Source organism: Sphingobacterium sp. E70 (assembly GCF_019285695.1).
Classification (GTDB): domain Bacteria; phylum Bacteroidota; class Bacteroidia; order Sphingobacteriales; family Sphingobacteriaceae; genus Sphingobacterium; species Sphingobacterium detergens.
Map to the genome: position 1 here is coordinate 4,102,408 of NZ_CP079104.1, position 19,121 is coordinate 4,121,528.

Annotated in this window: 23 protein-coding genes and 3 pseudogenes; all 26 read left to right on the plus strand. The window is 42.5% G+C overall.

Going from position 1 to position 19,121, the window contains the following annotated elements; translation table 11 throughout:
* Positions 1-11: 11 nt before the first annotated feature.
* The 26 genes and pseudogenes from KUH03_RS28870 to KUH03_RS29000 all read left to right on the plus strand — a co-directional run bounded on the left by KUH03_RS28870 (position 12) and on the right by KUH03_RS29000 (position 19,088).
* Positions 12-1,325 carry an alpha-L-fucosidase gene (locus KUH03_RS28870; protein WP_120259114.1) on the plus strand — a complete coding sequence of 438 codons (1,314 nt, stop codon included), beginning with the start codon at positions 12-14 and terminating at the stop codon, positions 1,323-1,325.
* A 2-nt stretch (positions 1,326-1,327) separates the two neighbouring features.
* The gene (locus KUH03_RS28875; RefSeq protein WP_223583433.1) at positions 1,328-2,092 is read left to right on the plus strand and encodes an SDR family NAD(P)-dependent oxidoreductase; all 765 of its coding nucleotides are present in this window, start codon (positions 1,328-1,330) and stop codon (positions 2,090-2,092) included.
* Positions 2,093-2,154: 62 nt separating this feature from the next.
* Positions 2,155-3,002: pseudogene (locus KUH03_RS28880) on the plus strand (fumarylacetoacetate hydrolase family protein); the annotation flags it as partial.
* Between the two features lie 33 nt (positions 3,003-3,035).
* Positions 3,036-3,863 carry an amidohydrolase gene (locus tag KUH03_RS28885; RefSeq protein ID WP_257097417.1) on the plus strand — a complete coding sequence of 276 codons (828 nt, stop codon included), beginning with the start codon at positions 3,036-3,038 and terminating at the stop codon, positions 3,861-3,863.
* Between the two features lie 180 nt (positions 3,864-4,043).
* On the plus strand, positions 4,044-4,832 hold the full coding sequence (locus KUH03_RS28890; RefSeq protein ID WP_257087855.1) for an SDR family oxidoreductase: 789 nt from the start codon (positions 4,044-4,046) through the stop codon (positions 4,830-4,832).
* 574 nt (positions 4,833-5,406) lie between these two features.
* Positions 5,407-5,856: a hypothetical protein gene (locus KUH03_RS46940; RefSeq protein ID WP_306429209.1), complete on the plus strand. Its 450-nt coding sequence runs from the start codon at positions 5,407-5,409 to the stop codon at positions 5,854-5,856.
* 11 nt (positions 5,857-5,867) lie between these two features.
* Entirely contained in the window at positions 5,868-6,554 is a 687-nt protein-coding gene (locus KUH03_RS28895) for a glycoside hydrolase family 172 protein (RefSeq protein ID WP_306429210.1), read from the plus strand.
* A 35-nt stretch (positions 6,555-6,589) separates the two neighbouring features.
* Positions 6,590-7,801 (plus strand): annotated as a pseudogene (locus KUH03_RS49295) (DUF6786 family protein).
* Between the two features lie 5 nt (positions 7,802-7,806).
* Positions 7,807-9,563, plus strand: a pseudogene (locus KUH03_RS28910) (L-fucose isomerase).
* A gap of 97 nt (positions 9,564-9,660) precedes the next feature.
* Entirely contained in the window at positions 9,661-9,879 is a 219-nt protein-coding gene (locus KUH03_RS28925; RefSeq protein ID WP_257087861.1) for a hypothetical protein, read from the plus strand.
* Positions 9,867-10,160 (plus strand): hypothetical protein, encoded by a 294-nt coding sequence (locus KUH03_RS28930; protein ID WP_257097419.1) that lies wholly within the window; start codon positions 9,867-9,869, stop codon positions 10,158-10,160. The genes KUH03_RS28925 and KUH03_RS28930 overlap by 13 nt, the downstream gene beginning before the upstream one ends.
* On the plus strand, positions 10,121-10,561 hold the full coding sequence (locus KUH03_RS28935; protein ID WP_257087862.1) for a hypothetical protein: 441 nt from the start codon (positions 10,121-10,123) through the stop codon (positions 10,559-10,561). The genes KUH03_RS28930 and KUH03_RS28935 overlap by 40 nt, the downstream gene beginning before the upstream one ends.
* Entirely contained in the window at positions 10,549-10,803 is a 255-nt protein-coding gene (locus tag KUH03_RS28940) for a hypothetical protein (protein WP_257087863.1), read from the plus strand. The genes KUH03_RS28935 and KUH03_RS28940 overlap by 13 nt, the downstream gene beginning before the upstream one ends.
* A 147-nt stretch (positions 10,804-10,950) precedes the next feature.
* Positions 10,951-11,520, plus strand: a complete 570-nt coding sequence (locus KUH03_RS28945) for a hypothetical protein (protein ID WP_257087864.1) — start codon at positions 10,951-10,953, stop codon at positions 11,518-11,520.
* A gap of 61 nt (positions 11,521-11,581) precedes the next feature.
* Positions 11,582-12,613 carry an FGGY-family carbohydrate kinase gene (locus KUH03_RS28950; RefSeq protein ID WP_257087865.1) on the plus strand — a complete coding sequence of 344 codons (1,032 nt, stop codon included), beginning with the start codon at positions 11,582-11,584 and terminating at the stop codon, positions 12,611-12,613.
* A 10-nt stretch (positions 12,614-12,623) separates the two neighbouring features.
* Positions 12,624-13,166: an RNA polymerase sigma factor gene (locus KUH03_RS28955; protein ID WP_120259104.1), complete on the plus strand. Its 543-nt coding sequence runs from the start codon at positions 12,624-12,626 to the stop codon at positions 13,164-13,166.
* Between the two features lie 38 nt (positions 13,167-13,204).
* Entirely contained in the window at positions 13,205-13,465 is a 261-nt protein-coding gene (locus KUH03_RS28960; RefSeq protein ID WP_257087866.1) for a LacI family DNA-binding transcriptional regulator, read from the plus strand.
* Positions 13,462-13,737, plus strand: coding sequence for a hypothetical protein (locus tag KUH03_RS49300; protein WP_373564849.1), 276 nt, complete (start codon positions 13,462-13,464; stop codon positions 13,735-13,737). The genes KUH03_RS28960 and KUH03_RS49300 overlap by 4 nt, the downstream gene beginning before the upstream one ends.
* Complete coding sequence (locus tag KUH03_RS28965; protein WP_257087867.1) at positions 13,671-14,219, plus strand: substrate-binding domain-containing protein; 549 nt, start codon at positions 13,671-13,673, stop codon at positions 14,217-14,219. Before KUH03_RS49300 ends, KUH03_RS28965 begins: the two co-directional genes overlap by 67 nt.
* 2 nt (positions 14,220-14,221) lie before the next feature.
* Positions 14,222-14,995: a hypothetical protein gene (locus tag KUH03_RS28970; RefSeq protein WP_257087868.1), complete on the plus strand. Its 774-nt coding sequence runs from the start codon at positions 14,222-14,224 to the stop codon at positions 14,993-14,995.
* Positions 14,996-15,591: 596 nt separating this feature from the next.
* Positions 15,592-15,942 carry a carboxypeptidase-like regulatory domain-containing protein gene (locus KUH03_RS28975; RefSeq protein WP_257087869.1) on the plus strand — a complete coding sequence of 117 codons (351 nt, stop codon included), beginning with the start codon at positions 15,592-15,594 and terminating at the stop codon, positions 15,940-15,942.
* A 5-nt stretch (positions 15,943-15,947) separates the two neighbouring features.
* Positions 15,948-16,241 (plus strand): TonB-dependent receptor plug domain-containing protein, encoded by a 294-nt coding sequence (locus KUH03_RS28980; protein ID WP_257087870.1) that lies wholly within the window; start codon positions 15,948-15,950, stop codon positions 16,239-16,241.
* Entirely contained in the window at positions 16,214-16,984 is a 771-nt protein-coding gene (locus KUH03_RS28985) for a hypothetical protein (RefSeq protein ID WP_257087871.1), read from the plus strand. The genes KUH03_RS28980 and KUH03_RS28985 overlap by 28 nt, the downstream gene beginning before the upstream one ends.
* The gene (locus tag KUH03_RS28990) at positions 16,960-18,135 is read left to right on the plus strand and encodes a TonB-dependent receptor domain-containing protein (RefSeq protein ID WP_257087872.1); all 1,176 of its coding nucleotides are present in this window, start codon (positions 16,960-16,962) and stop codon (positions 18,133-18,135) included. The genes KUH03_RS28985 and KUH03_RS28990 overlap by 25 nt, the downstream gene beginning before the upstream one ends.
* 83 nt (positions 18,136-18,218) lie before the next feature.
* Complete coding sequence (locus KUH03_RS28995; protein WP_257087873.1) at positions 18,219-18,581, plus strand: TonB-dependent receptor; 363 nt, start codon at positions 18,219-18,221, stop codon at positions 18,579-18,581.
* Between the two features lie 126 nt (positions 18,582-18,707).
* Positions 18,708-19,088, plus strand: coding sequence for a hypothetical protein (locus KUH03_RS29000; RefSeq protein ID WP_257087874.1), 381 nt, complete (start codon positions 18,708-18,710; stop codon positions 19,086-19,088).
* Positions 19,089-19,121: the final 33 nt, after the last annotated feature.

Sequence of the window (19,121 nt, forward strand, 5' to 3'; positions counted from 1 at the left end):
AATCGAACATAATGAAATTAAAACATGTCATCTGCAGTTTGGCCTTACTCATAGGATCATTTTCTTATGGTTATAGCCAACAACAGTACCAGCCAAGTCCTGAAAATTTAAAAAATAGGGAATGGTTTGAACAATCTCGATTCGGGGTCTTTATCCATTGGGGTGTCTATAGTGTGTTGGGTGATGGTGAGTGGGTCATGAATAATCAGAACATCAGCTTGGATGAGTATGCACTCTTGCCTAAATTTTTTAATCCCATTTCTTTTGATGCAAAAGAATGGGCTAAATTATTTAAACAGGCTGGGGCAAAATATATTACATTCACGACAAGGCACCACGATGGTTTCGCCATGTGGAATAGCCAAACTTCGGATTATAATATCGTGAAAAAATCGCCGTTCAAACGCGATATCGTAAAAGAGTTGGTCGCAGCATGTCATGCAGAAGGAATAAAAGTCATGTTTTATTACTCGCTTTTGGATTGGAACCGCAATGATTACCTACCTGCAGGTAAAACAGGAGGTGGTATCGCTGGGCGTGATTCTACAAAAGGTGATTGGAATCATTATGTCCAATTTATGAAAAGTCAGTTGACTGAGCTTCTTACAAGTTATGGTCAAGTTGATGGAATTTGGTTTGATGGTCATTGGGACAAACCTAAAGAAGATTGGCATTTTAAAGAAATCTATGAGTTGATCCATAAGTTGCAGCCACAATGTTTGGTGGGGAATAATCATCATTTAGCTCCTTTTGAAGGAGAGGACTTTCAGATGTTTGAACGTGATCTACCAGGAGAAAATACCACAGGATTTGGGACAAGTGCACATGATGTGGGTAAATTGCCCAAAGAGGTTTGTGGTACCATTGCTGGATCTTGGGGCTTTGAATTAAAAGATAGGACACGTAAATCGTTTAGAGAAGTATTGACTTACTTGGTTAAAGCTGCGGGACATGGTTCAAACCTGTTACTCAATGTGGGACCGATGCCGAACGGCGAGATTCAGGACTATCAACAAGATCGCTTAAAAGATCTTGGTAAATGGCTAGCTGTTTATGGCGAGACTATCTATGGAACTGAAGCGGGAGGAGTACCACCTACGGATGATTATGCGTTGACTAGAAAAGGAAATCAGGTGTACCTGCATATCCTTAAACCTGAAAAGAAGGAATTGTATATTGCCAAGCTTCCTTATCAGGTGAAGAAAGTAAAGACATTTATCGGCAATAAGGATATTAAATTTAGTAATAAAGATAATAGTTTACGACTGGATTTGCCGGCATCGACTGACGAGGCAGATCTAGTCTTAACACTAACAATTAAATAACAATGGGAAAATTAGAACAAAAAGTAGCTGTTATTACAGGCGGTGGTAGTGGGATTGGTCGTGCTATCAGTGTGCAATTTGCTACAGAAGGAGCGAAAGTCCACATTCTGGATTTAAATGAAGAAGGTGGGAATGCTGTAGTAGCGGAAATTTTGGCTCTAGGTGGGCAGGCTGTATTCAATCGTTGTAATGTGACCGATCAAGAGGAAATTATCGACATAGCTCAAAATATCGGGAAAATTGATATTTTAGTGAATAATGCTGGCATTGCTCACGTTGGCAATTTGGAAAATTGTAAATCCGAAGACTTTGAACGCGTTTTCAATGTGAATGTGAAAGGTGCCTACAATGCGTTATATGCTATTGTACCGATTATGAAAGCACAAGGTTCAGGTGCTATCCTTAATCTCGCTTCGATTGCAGCCTGGGTAGGAATTACGGATCGTTTTGCCTATTCCATGAGTAAAGGTGCGATCTATGCGATGTCTTTGTCGGTAGCACGTGATTACATGGCTTTCGGTATCCGTTGCAACAGTATCTCTCCAGCACGTGTACATACCCCTTTTGTGGACGGTTTTATCGCGAAGAACTATCCTGGTAAAGAGGCTGAAATGTTTGAAAAGTTGTCTGCAAGTCAACCAATAGGTCGTATGGCACAACCCGAGGAAATTGCTAAACTGGCACTTTTCCTTTGTAGCGACGATGCAGGGTTTATTACAGGAAATGACTATCCTATCGATGGTGGTTTTATTAAATTGAATAACTAAATGTTAGACTTGAGACATTAGATTCTCCTATCTACTATCTCATATCTCAAATATAAAAAAATATGAAATTAATACGTTTTGGAGCCTTTGGCAAAGAGAAGATTGGAGTTCAGGTTGACGGAGTAAACTACGATGTAAGTGCATTTGGTGGTGATTACAATGAGCAATTTTTTGCGGAAGATGGCTTGGCTCGTTTAGAGGAATTTGTCAAGGCCAATACAGGTAAACTGACTGAAATCCCACAAGACGAGCGTATCGGAGCACCTTTTGCCCGTCCATCTAAAATAGTTTGTATCGGACTGAATTATATGGATCATGCTAAGGAAACAAATGCACCGATTCCTGCTGAGCCTATTATTTTTATGAAATCCACGACTTCATTAATAGGACCATACGATAATGTGATGATTCCTAAAGACTCTGTAAAGACGGATTGGGAAGTGGAATTCTGTATTGTAATTGGTAAAAAGCTTCTTATGTAGAAGAAAATGAGGCTTTGGATTATGTTGCAGGTTATGTACTTCACAATGACGTATCTGAACGTGAGTATCAACTGGAACGCGGCGGAACCTGGGATAAAGGAAAAGGCTGTGATACATTTGCGCCTATGGGACCATTCATGGCTACCAAAGAGGAAATCAAGGATATTAACAATGTACGTATCTGGTTGAAAGTTAATGGTAAAACCTATCAGGATGGAAATACCAAAGATTTAATATTTTCAATTGCACATGTTGTTTCTTATGTGTCTCGATTTATGACCTTATTGCCCGGAGATGTGATTTCAACAGGAACTCCTGCGGGTGTAGGTCTTGGATTTAATCCGCCTATTTACTTAAAACCTGGTGATGTGATTGAATTGGGTGCAGATGGACTTGGCGAATCACGTCAGACTGTGGTTGCTTATTCAAAAATTAATTTATCTCCTATTTTAGGTTTTATTATGCGCATAGATACCCATCAGCATTTTTGGCAATTTGATCCTGTTAGAGACAGTTGGATTACAGACGAGATGCTCGTTATTAAACGAGATTTCACACCATTGGATATTCAGTTTGTATTGGAGCGAAATGGATTTGCAGGTAGTGTGGCCGTTCAGGCTGATCAATCTGACGCGGAAACGAACTATTTGGTTCAGCTGTCCAAAAGCCACCCCTTTATCAAAGGTGTGGTCGGATGGATTGACCTCCAGGCCGAAGATATTGAACAGCAGTTGACAAGTTATAAAGAACTACCGGTGATCAAAGGCTTCCGTCACATTGTTGAGGGAGAGCTGGACCCAGATTTTCTGATTCGACCAGCTGTGTTGAATGGGTTAAAAGCATTGGCCGCGTTTGGCTATACCTACGATTTACTGATCCGTCCGCGTCATTATCAGGCTACATTACAATGTGTACAGCAAAATCCAAACCTTCAATTTGTGCTGGATCATATTGCCAAACCTCCGATTAAATCAAGGGAGTTTGATGAGTGGGCTGCGTTTATCGATAAACTTGCTGCCTTTTCAAATGTGGTCTGTAAAGTGTCCGGACTGGCTACAGAGGCAGATTGGTCCAGCTGGAAGTTGGATGATTTCAAACAGTATCTCGACCATATTTTCCTACGTTTTGGAAAACAAAGGATTATGTTTGGATCGGACTGGCCTGTATGCCTGTTAGCGGCCTCCTATGAGGAAAGTATCGCTATCGTCGAAGATAAATTGGGTGACTTTACAGAAAAGGAAAAAAATGCGTTTTGGGCTGAGAATGCCATACGTATATATAATCTATAAAAAAGACTTCAGTATGTATGAAAGGGAAGAATGCATACTGAAGTCCTTTCATGGCAGATAGATCGAGTCTAATCAACTCGCTGCTGTTGGGATAAGCTTTAATCAATAACCAGTGAAACGAGTTCGTTGATGTAGAAAACAGACACTCATCAATGAAACATACAATTCAATAAAATTATTATGGATCTTCATTTAAAAGATAAAGTAGTTATTGTTACCGGTGGTGCAAAGGGGATAGGGCGTGCTGTCGTGCATGCTTTGGCCAAAGAGCAGGCTATTCCTGTTATTGTAGGGCGTAAGCAGGCCGACAATGAGAAAGTCAAAGAAGAAGTGAAACAGTTTGGTATTGATGCTTTGTGTATAGAAGCCGAATTGTCCAAACCTGAAGATTGTGAAAAAGCAGTACAAAAGACACTTGAAGTTTATGGTCGTATAGACGGCCTGGTGAATAATGCTGGACAGAATGATGGGGTGGGTCTGGCATCTGGTGATTATACGAAATTTGTAGCTTCATTACATAAAAACCTGATCCATTATTATTTAATGGCGCATCATGCATTGGATGCATTGAAAGCATCTAAAGGAAGTATTGTCAATATATCTTCCAAAACAGGAGAAACTGGGCAGGGCAATACATCAGCTTATGCTGCGTCCAATGGCGGGCGAAATGCATTGACACGCGAATGGGCTGTAGAACTATTGCCTTATTCAATCCGTGTAAACGCTATTGTTGTTGCTGAATGCGCCACTCCTCAATACGATACCTGGATCCAGACTCTGCCAAATCCAGCGGAAATATTAAAAAAGATTACCGATCGTATTCCTTTAGAAAATCGCATGACTACCGCTGAGGAAATTGCAGATACAACCGTATTCTTGTTATCTGACAAGTCAAGCCATACAACAGGCCAATTGATCCATGTTGATGGTGGTTATGTGCATTTGGACCGTTCCATTATTGCGGAATAGTATCCAGTAAACATAAGAAATTTGAAGTATAGCGTTTAGCCATGTTCTATTGAACTATACGCGATAAGAAAATAGGGCTGTGCCTGTTAAAGTCGGAAGAACTACTCTTCCGACTTTTTGTTTTTTTATACCCGCTGATGGTAGGTGCAATGCCCAAGACCGTGAAAATGTACAAATAAGGCCGGTTTTCTAGCTAATCTGCTGAGGGGTTTGATGTTAATAAAAAAATATAAATTTTATTTTGTTTATTTAATCGATTAAGCTTATACTTGTATAACTGATAATTATAAACTGAACATAAACTAGCGGATCCATTTGCTTTTTTTTTGCCCTTTTGTTTAAACGTTTAAGCTTTAAAGGTAAAAAGATCCTACAAAACTGATTATATAGAATAAATTCCAAATAAATATTACATGGATTATAAACCGTCCATAGTTAAAATTTCAATTTTATTACACCATTGAATGTAATTTTTAAATAGGAAATGCTCCATCTTACTGATGGAAAAGAGCGTGCAACACACTCATTTGTACTGTTTAAAATATACAATCAATAAGATAATCAATTACAGTATATGAAAAGATTCATGTTTTTATGGTGTGTAGTCCTATTCGGTTATACATCTTTCGCTCAAAATTCAAATGGATTAGGTAATCTATCGAAACTATCGAATGCTAAAACGAGGTCAATCAGTCCTGAGAACTTTAGCGGTGGAAAAGGTAAAGGTGGAATGGCTATCCCCAATGAAAAGGAAGCCGTACGTAACCAGGCAAATGCTTCTAAAGCTGCCCGGGAGCTCGGCGTGGGATGGAAAGTTAATCCTTATGTCCATATCGGTGCCGGTGAGACATTTACGCTGGCCGAAATAGATGGGTCGGGAATTATTCAGCACATCTGGATGACACCGACAGGCAACTGGAGTCAATCCATTATTCGATTTTATTGGGATGGGGAGACCGAACCTTCGGTTGAAGCACCTGTCGGAGCTTTTTTGGAATGGGCTGGAATAAATACGCCCCTTTAAATTCACTCGCGATGACAGTCAATCCGGGTAGTGCTTTTAACTCCTATTGGCAAATGCCTTTTCGAAAAAAATGCAAGATAACGATGGAGAATGTCAGTATTCATCCCATGGTCCTCTATTATCAAGTCAATTATGCCGAGACTGAGGTTGGTAATGATGAAGCTTATTTCCATGCGCAATACCGAAGATCTCACCCTACGGAAGGCTCTTTACATACCATTCTGGACGGTGTAAAAGGGAAAGGACATTACGTTGGAACCTATTTGGCTGTGGGCGTCAACAACACAGGCTGGTGGGGTGAAGGTGAAGTCAAATTCTTCCTTGATGGCGATAAAGAGTTTGCTACGATCGTCACCACGGGTCTGGAAGACTACTTCTGTGGATCTTATAATTTCGAAAACAAAGAAACGCGTAGATATCAGGAATTTACTACACCTTATGCTGGTCTGCATCAAGTGATCCGTCCGGATGGCATATATGATTCGCAGCAGCGATTTGGAATGTACCGTTGGCATATTCTGGATCCTGTACGTTTTGACGGTGACCTAAAGGTAACCGTTCAAGATCTGGGCTGGCGGTCCGAAGACCGGTATCTGCCGCAGAAATCTGATATTATTTCGGTGGCTTACTGGTACCAAACGGAGCCTCACGGCAAATTTAAACCACTTCCAGGAAAGAATGGGATAGAAATCAATTAAAGGTCGGGACCATGAAAACAAAACTATTCAAAGCTATGATAATATTCTCCGTATTGTTCTCAGCCTGTCAGGGTAATAATAAAGTACCAGGGCACACGCAGAAAGCTGCGCCTAATTTCGCGGCTGATCTCACTTTTCTGCAAAAATGGGATCAACAACTGATTGTCCTTTCAGCTTCTGGAGGTGAAGCGAAGCTTATTGTTTCGCCCAAATACCAAGGCAAAGTGTTTACTTCTACCGCAGAAGGTCAGGAAGGGAAGAGTTTCGGCTGGATCAACTACAAAGCTTTTGATCAGGCTGTTGATCCACATATGAATGCTTATGGCGGTGAAGATCGGCTATGGCTGGGGCCAGAAGGTGGGCCTTTTTCCTTGTTTTTGCACCGAAAAAGGAGATGGTTTTTGATCATTGGCGCACCCCAGCAGCAATTGACACCGAAAGTTGGTCTTTGGTTTCATCCTCCACGAAAAGTGTGCGACTTGCCAAGGATATGGAACTACAAAACTATGCCGGGACGCAGTTCAAAATAAACGTTAACCGTCAGGTCGAGATATTGGAACGCAAGGAGATCGAAGGTATGCTTTCCATTGTATTAGGGGATAAGGTGAAATCTGTTGGGTTTAAAACAACCAATAGCTTGCGAAATACAGGTGATTTTACCTGGGATAAAAAGACCGGAGCGCCCTGTATATGGAATTTAGATATGTTTACACCGACTCCGGAAACCGTGATTTTAATCCCCTATAAAGAAGGGGCTGAAGGTAAAGTGGCCACAACAGACTACTTTGGTGAGATTCAATCTGATCGGATTGCAATGGAAAAAGGCGTTTTATACTTTAAGGCTGATGGTTTGTCAAGAGGCAAACTCGGTATACCACCTCATCGCGCCAAGCCTATCGCCGGAAGTTATGCTGTTGATGAAGGTGTGCTTACGATTACCCTTTTTGACGTAGCTAACAATGCTACTTACTTAAACCAGGAATGGACGACAAAAAAGATCCTTTCCTAGGTGATGCAATGAATGCATATAACGACGGCCCGTTAGCGGACGGTACGCAAATGGGGCCTTTTATGAAATTGAAAGTGTTTCTCCGGCGGCTTTTATTCCACCCAATGAACAGATTGTACACAATCATAGTGTCTTCCATTTTACTGGGGACAAAACTGAGCTGAATACAATTGCTGAGAAGGTGCTAGGAACCTCCCTAGCCCGTGTTTCAACAATTTTTGGTCAACCTAAAAAGTAACAAATATGAAAACATATCCTAAAATTGGTATTCGCCCTATTATCGATGGTCGCCTGGGCGGTATTCGTGAATCTTTGGAAGAAACAACAATGAATATGGCTAAGGCTGTTGTGGCTTTGTTTAACGCGGAATTGAAATATCCAGATGGAACACCGGTGGTCTGCGTTGTCGCGGATACCTGTATTGGAGGTGTAAAAGAAGCCGCAGACTGTGCCGATAAGTTTGAGCGGGAGAATGTCGGTGTATCGCTTTCTGTCACACCCTGTTGGTGTTATGGTTCTGAAACAATGGATATGAACCCATTGTTGCCCAAAGCAATTTGGGGTTTTAATGGTACCGAACGACCCGGGGCAGTATACTTGGCAGCCACCTTGGCCGCTCATAATCAAAAGGGCTTACCAGCCTTTGGGATCTACGGTAAGGATGTACAGGACATGGGCGATCAGCATATACCGGAAGACGTGCGTGAGAAGTTACTGGCTTTTGCGAGAGCAGGATTAGCTGTGGCAATTATGCGGGGCAAATCTTATTTGGCTATCGGTTCGGTTTCGATGGGAATAGCGGGGTCTATCGTTGATGCTGACTTTTTCCAAAGTTACCTGGGTATGCGTAATGAGTATGTGGATTCCTCAGAAATCCTACGCCGGATACAACAGCATATTTTTGATCCGGAGGAGTTTAAATTAGCATTAAAGTGGACGCGTGACCATTGTCAGGAGGGTGAAGACTTTAATCAACCAAAGAATATCAAAAGCCGCGAAGAGAAAGATCAGGATTGGGAGTTTGTTGTCAAGATGACGATGATTATGCGTGATCTCATGATCGGTAATCCAAGACTTGTCGATCAAGGCTTTGGAGAAGAGGCACAAGGCCACCATGCGCTCTTGGCTGGATTTCAGGGGCAACGGCAATGGACAGATTTCTTACCGGATGGTGATTTTTCCGAAGCACTATTGAATTCGTCATTTGATTGGAATGGCATACGTGCACCTTATTTGGTGGCTACTGAAAACGATGCCTTGAATGGGGTTTCCATGCTGTTTAATTATCTATTGACCAATACTGCGCAGATCTTTGCTGATGTACGGACTTATTGGAGTCCTGAGGCTGTGGCGCGTGTATCCGGTTGGAAGCCGGAGGAAGGGCTGCGGATGGATTTCTGCACTTGATTAATTCCGGATCGGCGACTCTTGATGGTACGGGAAACAGCGCCTTGGGGACAAGCCTGTATGAAACCACATTGGGAAATTTCGGATAAAGAAGTGGATGCCTGCCTCAGGGCCACGACATTTTACCCCTCCAATCGAGATTATATGCGGGGTGGTGGTTTTTCGTCCAAGTTTGTCACTGAGGGGGAATGCCCGTAACCATGTGCCGACTCAATCTCATAAAGGGGTAGGGCCAGTTTTGCAAATTGCTGAAGGATGGACAATCGATCTACCAGAAGATGTCCATCGTATATTGATGAACGCACAGATAAAATCTGGCCAACCACCTGGTTTGTACCACGCTTGACTGGAGAAACTAATTTTCTAGTGTATATGCCGTTATGGCCAATTGGGGTTCCAATCATGGCGCCATTAGTTATGGGCATATCGGCGCAGATCTGATCACGTTGGCAGCGATGTTACGCATTCCGGTCAATATGCATAATGTTGCGCAGGAGGCAATCTTTCGGCCATCGGCATGGGGAGCTTTTGGAATGGACAGCGAGGGCAGCGACTATAGAGCATGTCAGGTATATGGACCCCTGTATAACTAAGATTTAGGCTTCAATATAATTTTTATCACCATGAACACGACATCCCCAAGAAAAAGAAAAGATCCTTTTTGTCAATGAGCAAGGAGTCAATTATCTTGTGCCGTTCATTTTTATTTGCAGCCTATTTCTCCTTTGGGGTTTTGCCCACGGTTTCTTAGATGTTCTGGATAAGCATTTTCAGGATCTTTTGCATGTCAGCAAAGCGCAATCCGGCTTTGTGCAATTTTCCCTTTATATTGGATACTTGGCCATGGCCCTCCTGCAGGATTATTCATTAAACGCTATGGCTATCAAAGAGGTATTATCCTTGGTTTAGCTATTTTTGCTATAGGTGCGTTTATGTTTTATCCTGCTGCAGCATTAGGCGCTTTTATTCCTTTCCTGATCGCTTTGTTTGTGCTGGCCTGTGGACTCACTTTTTTAGAGACCGCTGCTAATCCCTATTCTACTGTATTGGGGGACAAGGTAGGAGCTGCCCGACGAATTAATATTTCTCAATCTTTCAATGGACTTGGGTGGATATTAGGACCACTTATCGGCGGGCTTTTCGTTTTGGAATGGAGTCAACGGGTGAACATGATAAGTTTGATTCTTTAGTGACGCCCTATATGATGATCGGTAGTATCGTAGTGGTGGTTCTGCTTATTTTTATGGTCATCAAATTGCCTGAAGTCAAAGAAGAACCCGATACAGATGGGGAGGAAAACCCGCCATTACGAAAGCTATTGCAATATCCAGCTTTTATATTGGCTGTTGCGGCACAATTCTTATATGTCGCCGCGCAGACAGGCACGAATTCCTTTTTTATCAATTATGTCATAGATGCTGTTCATGATCTGCAAACACCTATCAGCAATATCATGGTACACTTAGGTTATTTTGGCGAGTTTTTTATGCCAAAAATAATGAACAGGCGGCTTCGATCCTGCTCGCTATCGGTGGGATGGGAGCCTTCTGGATCGGTCGTCTTACAGGAGCATATTTTATGCGGTTTGTGAGCCCACGTAAATTATTGATGTGGTACGCGATAGCCAATAGTGTGTTGGTCACGGTTGTCATTGCTGATATCGGATGGCTTTCGGTTTTCAGCCTGTTTACGACATATTTTTTTATGTCCATTATGTTTCCTACAATCTTCGCCCTAGGGATTCAAGATCTAGGTACATTGACGAAGAAAGCTTCTTCTTTCTTGGTGATGGCTGTTGCAGGGGAGCCTTCTGTCCACCTATTATGGGATTGATTTCAGATCATTCTAAGATGGCTGTTGGTTTTTTTATACCATTACTATGTTATTTGTTTATTGCGTTTTACGGATTTTGGATCAAGCGTAAACTTAAAACGGAACGTATCACTGTGGGCGCGTCCCATTAATAAGGAGAACATAAATATGAGTAAGAATAAATATGTTATTGGAGTGGATTTTGGTACGGACTCTGTCAGGGCTATGCTGATGGATACAATCACCGGAAAGATCCTTTCTTCATCGGTTTGTTTATATGAACGTTGGCATAAAGGCTTATACTGTGATGCTGGCAACAGTCAATTTCGTCAACACCCATTGGATTATATAGAAGGATTGACGTCAGCAGTTAAAAACTGTCTACAAACGGTGGATCCGGAAGTCAGACAAAGCATCGGCGCCTTATCTATGGCAATGACGGGATCGACACCCGTGGCTGTTGATGACCAGGGGACGGCCCTGGCTCTTCTTGATACTTTTGAGGAGAATCCCAATGCAATGTTTGTGCTTTGGAAGGATCATACAGCGATCCATGAAGCGGCAGAAATCAATGCAGTCGGAAAAAAAGATCATCGGGGTTACTTGCGATATGTCGGTGGAATCTATTCTTCGGAATGGTACTGGGCAAAATTATTACATGTACTTCGTGTCGATCCAGCCGTCAGTGAAGCTTGTTATACCTGGGTAGAACACAGTGACTGGATGCCTTTTTGTTGACAGGTGGCAATGATGCAAATCAGATGAAGCGGAATGTATGTGCGGCAGGACATAAGGCACTTTGGTCACCCGCTTTTGGCGGTTTACCCGATGCAGCGTTTTTAATGCGATCGATCCGATATTAGGTCCCTATGCCGAACGATTTGGTGATAGGGTATATACGACTACTGAATCTGCTGGATACCTTTGCGCGGAATGGGCTGAGCGACTAGGGCTTTCTACCGATGTGCAAGTCGGTATTGGATCCATCGATGCGCACGTAGGCGCTGTAGGCGGAGAAATAAAGCCTTACTACATCAGCAAAGTTATAGGTACATCGACATGCGATATGATGGTTGTGCCCAAACCGGAGATGGAAGGCGTATTTGTGGAAGGTATATGTGGTCAGGTCGAAGACTCCATTATTCCGGGGATGGTAGGACTTGAAGCAGGACAGTCTGCCTTTGGCGATGTATTTTCTTGGTTTAAGGATTTGCTCCTCTGGCCAGCAAAATTAAATTCTTCGGCCGATTTCAGTGCCGTTTATGAACATTTGGAAACAGAACTGTTAAAGGAACTCAATCGTGCAGCTGCGCAGTTACCAATGCATATCGACGATCCTTTTGCTTTAGACTGGTTTAATGGTCGACGGACACCAGATGCGGCGCCGACACTGAAAGGTCTGATCGGCGGGCTCTCTTTAGGAACAACGGCACCAGCAATTTTTAGCGCTTTGGTTGAGGCAACTTGCTTTGGTTCACGGGCGATTATGGAGCGTATTGAAAGCGAAGGGGTAAGGGTGGAAGGTATCAATGCGATCGGCGGGATCGCTAGTAAATCTCCCTTCGCCATGCAGATGATGGCTGATATATTAAATCGACCCATACACATCGCAGCTACAGAACAGGTCTGCGCATTGGGCGCTTGTATGTTTGCTGCTGTGGTTAGCAACAGTTATGACACGATAGAAGAAGCGGCAGCCCGTATGGGAAAGGGAGATAAGGAAATTGTACAGCCTAGACCAGAATATAGGACGCATTTTGATCGTCGGTACGCACAGTATTTGCGTTATGGCGCCGTGCAAAACGATCGTGATAACAAAGCACTGACTTAATGTTTTTAGGATGGAAACGATAACGCAAAAACAAGCCCATAGGGGCGGGCTACAAGGTGTTTTAGATCATGATACTTTTAATCTGGTCTATACAACCTATCAGGGGACTTTGTATAAAAAGTTTATGTTTCTGCTCAATTTTCAAGAGACAGCGGAAGATATTCTTCAAGATGTTTTTTTGAAAACCTGGCAATTGCGGGATACGATCAAGACCGAAAAATCATTGAAAAGCTATCTGTTTCAGATTGGCCGAAATTTAATTATGGATCATTACCGTAGGCAAAAACGGGAGCAAGGTTTTACCCTAATCTATCGTGATTTTATCAATGTGGTGGATCAAATTGATGAGGAATGTATATTCCATGAGGACAAATTTTCTAAATTAGAAGGAATTATCAATAAATTACCCCCGCGAAGAAGGCAGGTGTTTGAACTGTGTAAATTTGAGCGAAGGAGTTATGAAGAAGTAAGCGAATTATTGCATATTTCACCATCAACAATAAGTGACCACATCGTTAAAGCAATGCAGTTTATTAAAGTACATTGGAATTAACACGATTACGGTATCCACACGATTTAGTATAAAAAAATATGAGCAAGAAGATCTCACTGAAGGATATAGCAGAAGCGGTAGGTGTTTCTACTGCGTTGGTGTCTTATGTATTGAATGATAAAGACGAACAGACAAGGGTAAATAAAGACACGGCAAAACGTATACGGGAAATGGCGAAAGAGATGAACTACCAACCCAATCAAATTGCGAAAAGCTTAAAAAGCGGTAAGTCGCAGGCGATTGGATTATTGGTAGCTGATATTTCCAATCCTTTTTTGGGAATCTCGCTCGTGCGATAGAAGATGAAGCTAAAAAACATGGTTATAGTGTGCTGTTTGGAAGTTCTGATGAGAATCTCGAAAACTCGCAACGCTTGATTGATACATTTATCAATCGGCAGATAGACGGTTTTATTATAGCACCAGCAGAGGGTACGGCTTCGCAATTGGAGTATTTGAAAAAGCCAATATTCCTTTCGTACTCATTGACCGTTATTTTAAGGGTTTGGAAACCAGTTATGTGGTTATCGATAATTTTAATGCAACTTATCAGGCTACCCAGCTGCTGCTGAACCAGGGGCATACTAAGGTTGCCTATGTATGTTATAAAAACCAGCTACAGCATACAGAGGATCGTTATAGCGGTTACCTGCAAGCGTTACTAGATCATGGGAATGCTGAGGACAGCAACTTGATATGTGAGGTAGAGTTTAATAATGCGGCTTATTTTAGGGAGCAATTTATCGAACTGTTGCAGCCGGATCGGGGTGTAGACGCTATTCTCTTTTCAACAAATACCCTATCTATTATGGGGTTAAAGATTATCAACGAACTGAATATTACTGTTCCAGATGATTTAGCAGTTTTTTGCTTTGATGAGAGCGAAGCCTATGATCTGTTTTATTGCCCAATAAGTTATGTCAAACAACCGTTGTCCATGATCGGGAAAGAAGCAGTGAAGATATTGCTTGAACAATTACGTGGGAAAGCATCCAGCGAACAGAAGGTTATGTTGGATGTGGAAATCGTTGCACGAAAGTCTTGTCAAAAATAAAAATGAAACGGCTATTACCCTTTACTCTTGTTGGTCGCAGACCTTTTATATGGCCAGGGAAGTGCTATGCCCTGGCAGCAGTTGGCACGACCGGATACAATGGGGACTTGGGTACAACCTGTTCAGGGAAGCCGGCGATGCCGGTTTGGGGACATGTAAATGGTATAAGGATTGGATTAGATCCTTTACCGGGACCAAGAGGGCTGATCCGGATTTATACCCCTTATTTAAATTATGGGTTTCCGGAAGTCATGAATTTTATTGCCTTTGAGCCTATTCCCAAGGGTAAAGAAGCCCGCGGATTTTCTGAACTTGAAATGAGTAGTATCCATCCCGAAAAACGGGGAAAGCATTTTTGGAGTGCAGATCATCCGACAGGGGTATCCGCCCTGGATGGAGAATATCCGGCACGTGGAATCATTGCCCAAAACAGTGGCGAGGAGACCCTAACAGTATATGTATTTGCAGAACCCTTTGACAATGGTGCAAAAGTTTATGCTAGGCTTCGTTTTTTTGCATCCAGACCCTATGAATTTGAATTGGCGACCTATACCTGTGTAGGGTCTCAAGAACTGGATTATTTCATACTAACCGCGACAATGGGCAATAAATCTAGGCTGAGGACACTTTTCTTGCAAGATGGAAAAGAATCGGCGCTGGAGCTATGGCCCGATTACAAAGACATCCATTTTACACCACATGCCTATTTCCCGCAACAGCGTATGATCAGAGACAAAAAGGGTATGTTTATTTTATTGCAGCACCGGATGAAGTAGATTATCTCAAAATCGTTTATACAGCTGGGACTAACCAACATTGGAAGTACCGGGGTAAACCGGCGACTCAATACTGGATTAAAAAGAATCCAAGCGAGCAGCTTAATGGGCTGCTGACCGGAAGATTCACCTATTGGGCGAGTAAAGAACCCATACCCGGAGGTGTCTCCATTGAAAATTTTGAATTGAAGGAACCATTTAAGGCAGGAGATTCCTTTATTTTGGGATTACACCGCTTTCGCCCGAAGCATTCATTCAACATATCAAGCATTAACCGACGAAATAATAGCCAGCGAAATAACGAATCCTCCCGCGTAACGGGTTTTTAATAAAAAAATAGTTTCCGAGCAGAGGATTTTATGTGATCGAACGTATTAAGTATATAATTGCTGCATCATTACCGATATTTAGCTTAAACGATTAAATTTTTGTGCCGTAGTATAAACTGATTAATAACACCTAATATTAATGACTATGAAACGCTACCTAAATTTAGCACACTGGCTCAGTATAGCCTTTCTGTTTTGTACACTTTTTGGCAGGCAAAAGCTATAGAATCCCCGACCGTATTACAGCAAAGGATCATCAGGGGCGAAGTGCGGGAAAGTGGTACGAATACCACACTTGCAGGTGTCAATGTGCGGGTTAAAGGAAGAACAGGCGGAACTGTCACCAACTCAAATGGAAAATATGAAATCCCGATTGACTCCAAAGAAAGTATACTTGTTTTCACGTATACAGGGAAGAAGACTGAAGAACGTTTGGTGGGTGAAAACGATTTGATTAATGTGAGCCTTACGGATGAGAGCAATATGCTTGCCGAAGTCTATGTCGGTTATATGACGCAGCGGAAAGCCGATTTAACAGGATCCGTTGCTATCGCAAATGCGAGCGATATTGCTAGGAACCCCTCAGCGAATGCCATGAAATCACTTCAGGAAAATTAGCGGGTGTGCACATCACCACCAATGGTGGAAATCCGGCAGAAGGCGTGAATGTGCAGATCAGAGGTTTATCGTCACTCTCCGGCGGCGTTAAACCGCTCATTGTTTTGGATGGTATGCCTACCGAGAATCTCAATTTACGGGATATCAATGCAGCAGATATTGAATCTATTCAGGTGCTGAAAGATGCGGCCTCCGCAAGTATCTATGGTGCACGGGCTTCCGGTGGGGTCATTCTTGTTCAAACAAAAAGGGTAAAATTGGACAGACAAAAGTGGACTATAATGGTAGCGTCGGGGTAAGCACTATTGTGCGCAAGCCCAGATTGATGAATGCCGAGGAGTATGGGCGGGCGACCTTTCGGGCCTATGCCTACGATGAAGCGGTCTATGGTGTGCCGTTGACGCTGCCCAAAACGTACGATTTTACCTGGCATAGGGATGCTGAAGGACGCGCTGTGCTGGATGCTGTTAAACCGGCTGAGTATCTCAATGCCGAGAAAACCGTGAAAAGTGCCGATACCGACTGGCTAGATGAAATCCTCCGTCCAGCGCTGATGACAAATCATCAGGTATCTGTTTCCAGTGGGACGGAAAAATCAAAGAGCATGTTTTCATTGGGCTATTTTGAAAACCAAGGAACGCAGATCCATACCTTCTTTAGGCAGTTTTCACTGCGGGCCAACAATGAGATTAGTTTAATCAATAACCGTCTAAAAGTAGGGGAGAATTTTGCGGTTTCTTATTTAAGATACCGTGATGCAAACGAGATGCGGTGGGCACTGATCAATCCGCCCGCAGTTCCAGTATATGATATCCACGGCGGCTGGGCTGGTGCCGCAGGTTTTGACGACTTCACAAATCCTGTGCGTGTACTGACCGATAACAAAGACAATGTAAATAATTATGTCAAGATGATCGGTAATGTCTTTGTTGATTTAAATATCTGGAAAGGAATTTCCGCCCGCTCACAATTTGGTATCGATTACGGAAATGCCTATCGAAGGATTGTGGAAAAGAAATGGTCGGAAACGGGGGCGGAATAGTGATGATGAGAATTATGTGGGAATATCCAGTCTCACCCCTCAGTTATGTGTGGACAAATACGCTTTCTTACAGCCTACAAAATGACAAACATAGCTTAGATGCGGTAGTGGGAACTGAATACACACGATTTGTTGAGGAAGGTTTCTCTGCCCGACGGGAAGGAATATATCTGGAAGATCGTGACTTTGCACATATTGGTGTAACCAATGGAACCAAATATTCACTTGGAAGCACGGCCGACGAATATGTATACCTGTCATATTTCGCCAAAGCCAACTATGTCTATAACCAAAAATACCTGCTGTCAGCGACTCTACGTCGGGATGGATCCTCACTTTTTGGTGCAAACAATAAATTCGCTATGTTTCCCGCATTTTCGGCTGGTTGGCGGATCAGCAACGAACCATTTATGAAGAAGTATACTTTTATATCTGATCTTAAGCTGCGTGGCGGATGGGGAGCTAATGGAAGTGTACAGGGGCTGCCAAGAGGTTATACCTCAACACCATTCACAACAGATTATTTTGGTACATCTTACCCGATCGAAGGGAATGAGACCGGACCATTGTATTCAGGATATCGACGGACCTGGCTGGGCAATCCTAATCTCAAATGGGAAACAACAACACAAACTGATGTCGCCCTAGATTTTAGTCTATTTGATAGCAGGCTGAGTGGATCTTTTGGTTACTATTTTAAGAAAACAAAAGATATCTTGGTTCAGACCCCATACATTGCCGCCATGGGTGAAGGTGGGGAGCCTTGGATCAATGGTGCAAGTATGAATAACCGCGGGATCGAATTGGATATTAGTTATCACAACAATCCACAAAATGCATTTCGGTATACCATCTCTGCAAATCTGGGAACTTATAAGACCAAAATCGTTAGTCTTCCTAAAGATGTCATCAATAAATACCCGGGAAATGGAGTCAATGACCTTGTGTTGGGAAGGACGCCAAATATCTTGTATGGCATGGTAGCAGATGGTATATTTAAGACACAGGAGGAAGTCGATAATCATGCTGAGCAACCCGGCAAGGCCGTGGGCGGATACGTTACAAAGACATCGATGGCAATGGAAAAATCGAGGAGTTTTATGACCGGACTTATATTGGCGTCAAAGATCCTAAGTTTTTCGGTGGGATAACCTTTGATTTTAGTTACCGCAATTTTGACCTTAATATTTTCTTCCAGGGTGTCTTTGGCAATAAGGTAAATAACCTGTGGAAATTGGAATCTGACCTGTGGAATATCAATGTTCCAGCACACAAAAATCACCCCACACGTATTTTGGACGGATGGTATTTTGATCATACAGACTCCGATATTCCCGCCATCTCAAATTCTACATTAAATGCGGAGCAACGCCCATCAAGTTATACTGTTGAAGACGGATCTTATTTGAAATTGAGGAATATAGAACTTGGGTATACACTTCCGCAGGCGATTTCCAAGAAAGCAGCCATGAATAATTTAAGATTTTATGTCTCTGGACGTAATCTTCTAACATTCAAAAAGGTTGGGGAAAAGACCGATATACCAGTTTTGACCCTGAGATGCCTGACTATGGCTATCTCACCCCTATGTTTTTGACTTTTGGTATCAATGTAACCTTTTAAACTTCCCTATTATGAAAACGTTTAAAATAAAAATATGCTTTGCGCTTTTCCTATTAACTACTGTAAGTTGTACTGATTCCTTGATATTGCCCCCAAACAGGTGCTGGATGAATCTTTTCTGGTGAAGCCAGAGGATATGGACGGTTTTGTGACAGCTGCCTATGCCAGGATGACCGATATTCCGTCATTTGATTCACCTTTTGCCCCCTGGTGGTCGGGTTCCATGCGTGCCGATGATTCCTATAAAGGTGGTGGCGGCACATGGGATGGTGATGGCTGGCATAATATGGAAATCTTTGTCGGAGTCAATCCCAATGGATGGCCCCTAGACTATCCCTGGTATGTATCTTACCAGATTATTCAACGCTGCAATACGGCGATACAAAAGTTGCAACTGATCAAGGAGGAAGAATTTTCACAAAAGAACGCCCGTCTTGGTGAAGTGATATTTATACGGACATTTACCTTTTTTTTAGGTTAAAGCAATTTTGGAAATATATACCTTATATCGACG

What these genes read in the sequence shown, in the direction of transcription:
- KUH03_RS28895 (WP_306429210.1), top strand. Translation starts at nt 5,868, where the DNA reads ATGACAGTCAATCCGGGTAGTGCTTTTAACTCCTATTGGCAAATGCCT.
- KUH03_RS28935 (WP_257087862.1), top strand. Translation starts at nt 10,121, where the DNA reads ATGGAGTCAACGGGTGAACATGATAAGTTTGATTCTTTAGTGACGCCC.
- KUH03_RS28945 (WP_257087864.1), top strand. Translation starts at nt 10,951, where the DNA reads ATGAGTAAGAATAAATATGTTATTGGAGTGGATTTTGGTACGGACTCT.
- KUH03_RS28955 (WP_120259104.1), top strand. Translation starts at nt 12,624, where the DNA reads ATGGAAACGATAACGCAAAAACAAGCCCATAGGGGCGGGCTACAAGGT.
- KUH03_RS28940 (WP_257087863.1), top strand. Translation starts at nt 10,549, where the DNA reads ATGCGGTTTGTGAGCCCACGTAAATTATTGATGTGGTACGCGATAGCC.
- KUH03_RS46940 (WP_306429209.1), top strand. Translation starts at nt 5,407, where the DNA reads ATGAAAAGATTCATGTTTTTATGGTGTGTAGTCCTATTCGGTTATACA.
- KUH03_RS28960 (WP_257087866.1), top strand. Translation starts at nt 13,205, where the DNA reads ATGAGCAAGAAGATCTCACTGAAGGATATAGCAGAAGCGGTAGGTGTT.
- KUH03_RS28870 (WP_120259114.1), top strand. Translation starts at nt 12, where the DNA reads ATGAAATTAAAACATGTCATCTGCAGTTTGGCCTTACTCATAGGATCA.
- KUH03_RS28970 (WP_257087868.1), top strand. Translation starts at nt 14,222, where the DNA reads ATGAAACGGCTATTACCCTTTACTCTTGTTGGTCGCAGACCTTTTATA.
- KUH03_RS28885 (WP_257097417.1), top strand. Translation starts at nt 3,036, where the DNA reads ATGCGCATAGATACCCATCAGCATTTTTGGCAATTTGATCCTGTTAGA.
- KUH03_RS28875 (WP_223583433.1), top strand. Translation starts at nt 1,328, where the DNA reads ATGGGAAAATTAGAACAAAAAGTAGCTGTTATTACAGGCGGTGGTAGT.
- KUH03_RS28890 (WP_257087855.1), top strand. Translation starts at nt 4,044, where the DNA reads ATGGATCTTCATTTAAAAGATAAAGTAGTTATTGTTACCGGTGGTGCA.
- KUH03_RS28990 (WP_257087872.1), top strand. Translation starts at nt 16,960, where the DNA reads ATGGTCGGAAACGGGGGCGGAATAGTGATGATGAGAATTATGTGGGAA.